The sequence below is a fragment of the Candidatus Cloacimonadota bacterium genome, from assembly GCA_012522635.1.
Lineage (GTDB): Bacteria > Cloacimonadota > Cloacimonadia > Cloacimonadales > Cloacimonadaceae > Syntrophosphaera.
This window is the reverse complement of the sequence record JAAYKA010000010.1, coordinates 1-5,786: the sequence shown is the minus strand read 5'-3', so window position 1 is coordinate 5,786 and position 5,786 is coordinate 1. Positions and strand designations below refer to the sequence as shown.

3 protein-coding genes and 1 CRISPR repeat array are annotated in these 5,786 nt (G+C 48.2%); all 3 genes read left to right on the top strand.

Annotation, left to right across the window (positions count from 1 at the left end; genetic code table 11):
* The first annotated feature begins 314 nt into the window (after nt 1-314).
* From cas9 to cas2, 3 genes are read left to right on the top strand one after another with little or no spacing between them, the layout of a single operon-like run.
* On the top strand, nt 315-3,455 hold the full coding sequence (gene cas9, locus GX135_00485) for a type II CRISPR RNA-guided endonuclease Cas9 (protein ID NLN84565.1): 3,141 nt from the start codon (nt 315-317) through the stop codon (nt 3,453-3,455).
* The gene (gene cas1 / locus GX135_00480) at nt 3,452-4,384 is read left to right on the top strand and encodes a type II CRISPR-associated endonuclease Cas1 (GenBank protein NLN84564.1); all 933 of its coding nucleotides are present in this window, start codon (nt 3,452-3,454) and stop codon (nt 4,382-4,384) included. Before cas9 ends, cas1 begins: the two co-directional genes overlap by 4 nt.
* A gap of 13 nt (nt 4,385-4,397) precedes the next feature.
* Nucleotides 4,398-4,718 carry a CRISPR-associated endonuclease Cas2 gene (gene cas2 / locus GX135_00475; protein NLN84563.1) on the top strand — a complete coding sequence of 107 codons (321 nt, stop codon included), beginning with the start codon at nt 4,398-4,400 and terminating at the stop codon, nt 4,716-4,718.
* A 59-nt stretch (nt 4,719-4,777) separates the two neighbouring features.
* A CRISPR array of direct repeats spans nt 4,778-5,741; the repeat unit is 36 nt; unit sequence AAATCACTCTATAGCTGTTTGGTGTCAAGCTGAAAC.
* Nucleotides 5,742-5,786: the final 45 nt, after the last annotated feature.

Genomic DNA, 5,786 nt, shown 5'->3' with positions numbered 1-5,786 from the left:
TTCACAATTGTGCATAGACAACCCGATTTGCATCCGAAAACACAAATTAATGGACAGAAATATAAGCTATCTATCTGATAAACATACTGCTACAACTACAATTCCCCACTTTTTTGGGGGAATGACTTAAGAAGGTCTGGGAGGGGGGCAAAGATGCTGGGAAGTGAGGTTGCACATAAAAAAAGCCCGGCGGGATCAAGTCCTGTCGGGCAGTTGTTGGTAAAACCTTATTATCAGCTTGACACCAATTCAATTCTGAAGAATATGGTTTCATAGACCAAAATAAAAAAGTATCGTAGGGAGTCAAGAGAAAAATGAAAAAAGATTACAGGCTTGGCATCGATCTCGGTTCCACCTCACTGGGATGGTGTATGTTGGAACTGGACAAAAACAACGATCCCACCGGGATAATCAAGATGGGCGTTCGCATTTTCCCAGACGGACGCGAAATGAAAAGCAAGGAACCGCTTTCCGTGCAAAGACGAAACGCACGCGGGCAAAGAAGAAATCTGGATCGCTATCTCGAACGCGCACGTCAACTGATTTCATATCTATTGGAACACGGTTTTTTGCCAAAAAATGAAAAGGAACGCGCGGAAGTGTTCCAGGTTAATCCATACATGCTGCGTGCCAAAGCTTTGGACCAGCCTCTCAGCCCGGCTGAATTCGCGCGCGCCCTCATCCATCTGGCAAAACGCCGCGGATTTCGCAGCAACCGCAAAGCCCTCAGCGACAAAAAACACGCATATTCTGAAGCGATAAACAACCTCAACGAAGCCTTGCAGAGCGAGGGAGCCCACACCCTGGGCGAATATATGTGGAACCGATATCAGCAAGTGCCAGGTGGAAAACAGCATCGGCGTCAACCCATCAAGTTTCGCTATGAAAAAACTTACGAAGACCCCATTTTCCCCACCCGTAACATGGTGGAGGAGGAGTTTGATGCCATCTGGAGCGCCCAGGCGGCCTTCAATCCCATCTTCAGCGAACAACACAAAGAGGCGCTTCATCACATCATTTTTTACCAAAGAGAATTGCTGTCGCCTTCCAAAGGGAAATGCCAACTGATACCTGAAGAACCCCGCGCACCCAAAGCGCATCCTCTCTTCCAAGAATTTCGCATCCGCCAGGATTTGAACAACATCCGTGCCGTCAATCTTTTCACGAACGAAACCCAGGCGCTGAGTGATGCAGAATATGAAACTCTGTTTGGCATGCTCAATCAAAATGCCAAGGTAAGCTTCAAAGCCATGCGGAAAAAGCTGTGGGGCAAACAAGCCGAGGATTGGCGTTTCAACTTGGAAACAAACGAACGCAAAGAGCTTTTGGGCGATCAAACCCGCGCGGTTTTCCACAAAAAGGGAAATGAAGACCTTGCCGCGTTGTGGGGAAAATTGGATTTGGACACAAAGAATGAGGTGATTGAGATTTTAATTTCCGATCTCGACGACGAACCTCTTTTGCGCGGTCTTTTTGAACTGGGCGTGGCAGCTGAAGCAGCCACCGCGTTGATGAATCTGAGCCTTCCAGATGATTATTGCCATCTCAGCGTGGAAGCCATGAAGAGGATTTTACCCTTCATGCGCCAAAGAATGATGTATTCCGATGCCTGCAAAGCCGCGGGTTTTGAACATTCCGGTGAATACAGCGGCGAAATATTCGACGAAGGAAACCTGCCCTACTATGGCGAATTGCTCAAACGCGAAACCATCGAGCTAAACCGTGACACTCATGATCCCGATGCCGACGCTCACGGCAGGATAAACAACCCCAGTGTCCACATTGCCCTGAACCAGCTCCGCAAACTGGTGAACGCTCTGGTGGAAAAATACGGTGTTCCCCGCGAAATTGTTTTGGAACTTGGAAAAGACATCAAGCTGGGCAAAAAAGAAAAAGATGCAATAAACAGGGCGAACTTTTTGAACCGAAAGGAAAACGAAAAGATAGACGACTTTTTGGAAGAGCACGGCCAGCGTCCCAACCGGCTCAACAGGCTGAAAACCAAGCTCTGGTGGGAACTGGGGGAAGACGAACTGGACCGCCGCTGTCCCTACAGCGGGCAACAGATAGCCTTGGCTGATCTTTACACCCACAAAACCCAGATAGACCACATCCTACCAAAATCCCTCACCTACGACGACAGCAACGCGAACAAGATTCTCTGCCTTGCACACGCGAACCGATATAAAAAAGAACGCAGTCCCTGGCAGGCTTTTGGTGAAAGCCTGGATGGATATGAATGGAGCGGAATTGTGGCACGCGCGAACAAGCTGAAACCAAGCAAAAGATGGCGCTTCCAAGCCGACGCGCTTCAAAACTTTGAAGACCAGGAAGAAGTGTTGGCACGCATGCTGAACGACACCCGCTATATGAGCCGTGTGGCAATGAAATACATGTGGCACGTGAGCGGAAACAACAGGGTTTGGACTGTGACTGGAAGACACACCTCCCTCCTGAGGGGAAAATGGGGTTTGAACACCGCTCTGGGCGAAGAAGACGCAAAAAACAGAGCCGATCACCGCCACCATGCCATCGACGCCTTTGTGATTGCGCTCACCACCAGGTCATTGATTAAAAACCTGGCTTCCCGGATTCGCGAAAGCCGCGAGCGATTCGTTGAAAACCTCGACCCACCCTGGCCTGGATTCAGCCACGAGGATTTTCGCGACAAGGTGAATTCCATCGCGGTATCCGTCAAGCCTGACCACATCAATCCCACCCTTTTGGCAAAGCGAAACCAGACCGGCGGCGCCCTGCTGAAGGAAACCGCTTACGGCTGCGCCGGACCAGACCCCAAAAACCCCAAACAGATGCTTTACACCTTGCGCAAGCCTGTTTCCGAACTGAACCCCAAAAATGTGGAAAACGTGGTGAGGCTCGACCTCCGCGAAGAACTGCAAGATATGGCTCAAACTCGTTCCGGAGCGGATTTTGCGGAAGCTGTCCAGGCTTGGGCGCAAAGGAAAAATATAAAAAAGATAAAACTGGCTCTGTCCAAAAACCCTGCCGGCATGGTGCCCATTCTCGATAAAAATGGCAGCCCCTTCAAATATATGGACACTGGAGAAAACCTCTTTGCGGATATTTATTTGTCAGATCCCACCGATCCCGACAGTAATTGGGGTATTGAGATTGTGGATATCCACAGTGCCCATCAACCCGGATTTCTGCCCCAGTGGAAAAAAGACTTCCCCAAGGGAAAAAGGTTGATGCGGCTCTACAAAAATGATATCATTGCTATAGACGCGCCTGATGGATTGCGGGAACTGAAAAAAATCAGGAAAATGACAGGTAACATTATTTATCTTCGCGATTTGTCGGTGGCAAAAAAACCGAAAGGGCAGGAGGATATCGGCGAACAATACAGCCCCAAGCAACTGAAAGAAAAACGAGCACGCAAAGCCGGCGTGGACATTATCGGCAGGGTTTTCGATCCCATTGTGAATGAGCTATGAACAGTGTTGTGGAAATAAACGCTGAAAGCTGTGGCATCAGCGTATCCAAGGGATTTTTGCTGGTGTCCTGTGCCTCGCGGGAGGAAAAGATACCGCTTTCGGAAATAGAAGCCCTCATCATCAACGCCAGAGCTGCCACCATCACAAACCGCGCCCTGGCAAGGCTGGCAGAGGAAGGTGTTGTAGTGGTTCATAATGGTCCAAATTCGCAGCCGGTGGCTTTAACCCTGCCCTGCGCGGCAAACGTATATCGCAAACAGCGCGTGGAAAGCCAGATTGCTTGCAGCCTCCCCCTCAAAAAAAACCTCTGGCGTCAGGTGGTCAAAGCTAAAATTTTGAACCAAGCCAAAGTGTTGGAACTGGCAGGTAAAAACAGCCTCGATCTCCAAACTCTGGTTGGGAAGGTGCTTTCTGGAGATAGCGGCAACTCCGAGGCTGTGGCAGCCCGCATCTATTGGCAAAGGCTTTTTGGGGCTAAATTCCGCCGCAAGCCGGAACTGCCTGGAATCAACGGTCACCTGAACTACGGCTATGCTATTCTGAGGGCTTCACTTTGCCGTGCCATCGCGGCGGCAGGGCTGATTCCAGAGCTTGGCATCCACCACCAGAACATGATGAACCCTTTTTGCCTGGCGGACGACCTGCTGGAGCCTTTCCGTCCTTTTTGCGACCTGATGGTGTGGAATTGGCGCCTGCCTCTGAACGCGATTTTGCAGACCAAAGAAAAACAAAGCTTGGCAGCCCTGTTGAATCTTGGCCTCATCCATGAAAACACTGCCACGCGGCTGCGCCATTGCCTCACACGCTGCGTGGAACAATTAATCAGATCTCTGGAAACCAAAAAACCGCTGCTAATTTTCCCTGAAATATCGGCGCAAACCTTGGAAAAAATGAAAACCGGAGAGCCAGGTGCCAAATCAGATTCTTAGCGGATATAGGCTTATGTGGGTCATGGTGATGTTCGATCTCCCTGTGGTGGATAGCGAAGATAGAAAAGCCGCCACCAAGTTCAGGCTTTTTTTGGAAAAACAGGGTTTCGGTATGTGTCAGTTTTCAGTGTATGCGAAATATTGTGGGACGCGTGAAAAACTGGATTCCATCGTAAGGCTGGTGAACGATAATATCCCGGAAAAAGGCAAGGTCAATATCCTCAGCTTTACAGACAAACAATTTGGCAAAATCGTCTTTCTGGAAAACAGAAAAAGAAAAAAAGCCAAAGAGAATCCAGACCAACTGCTGATATTCGATGACCCCAATGAATGATATTTTCTGCCCGCGGAAACAGCAAAGCCCCTGCGTTTGCAGGGGCTTGCAAGAGCAATAAATCACTCTATAGCTGTTTGGTGTCAAGCTGAAACAGGAGCATGGTCATGATTATCGAAATGCCTAAATCACTCTATAGCTGTTTGGTGTCAAGCTGAAACTGGAAGTATTCGGTCATTACGATCTGATATAAATCACTCTATAGCTGTTTGGTGTCAAGCTGAAACACGTCTATGCAGGCGGCATGGTAGGGATTGCAAATCACTCTATAGCTGTTTGGTGTCAAGCTGAAACTGGTATTCTCCTTCAATGGGCGGGGCGTGAAAATCACTCTATAGCTGTTTGGTGTCAAGCTGAAACAGGCGTTGGTTGCTGTTCTGGTATTGTGTGAAATCACTCTATAGCTGTTTGGTGTCAAGCTGAAACATACAAAATGATGGAGGTGATAACATGATTAAATCACTCTATAGCTGTTTGGTGTCAAGCTGAAACTCATCTATAATCGCCCCGGCGTTTCCCTTTGAAATCACTCTATAGCTGTTTGGTGTCAAGCTGAAACGTAACCTAAAGGCGGTCACAGTATGTTCTTTAAATCACTCTATAGCTGTTTGGTGTCAAGCTGAAACCGTGGTTCATCTCTCTCATCCGTGTCTTTCAAATCACTCTATAGCTGTTTGGTGTCAAGCTGAAACAGTCCACGCCGCCCATTGCCTGAAAGAAAAAAATCACTCTATAGCTGTTTGGTGTCAAGCTGAAACAAAAAGATGTATGGCTATTTCCTGTTTTAGAAATCACTCTATAGCTGTTTGGTGTCAAGCTGAAACCAGAACGGTGTTCATGTTTTGGTCGCTGGAAAATCACTCTATAGCTGTTTGGTGTCAAGCTGAAACAGTGAAGCGATGAGGCTCGTCATGCTTCAGCAAATCACTCTATAGCTGTTTGGTGTCAAGCTGAAACTTTGGCCTTTTCTGTTGACATTATGACTGAAAATCACTCTATAGCTGTTTGGTGTCAAGCTGAAACCATGGTCGCAACAATGTTGGAGTAAATCTGAAATCACTCTATAGC

Bases quoted from the DNA above. Each gene is read 5' to 3' on its own strand.
- cas9 (NLN84565.1), top strand. From the start codon at position 315: ATGAAAAAAGATTACAGGCTTGGCATCGATCTCGGTTCCACCTCACTG.
- cas1 (NLN84564.1), top strand. From the start codon at position 3,452: ATGAACAGTGTTGTGGAAATAAACGCTGAAAGCTGTGGCATCAGCGTA.
- cas2 (NLN84563.1), top strand. From the start codon at position 4,398: ATGTGGGTCATGGTGATGTTCGATCTCCCTGTGGTGGATAGCGAAGAT.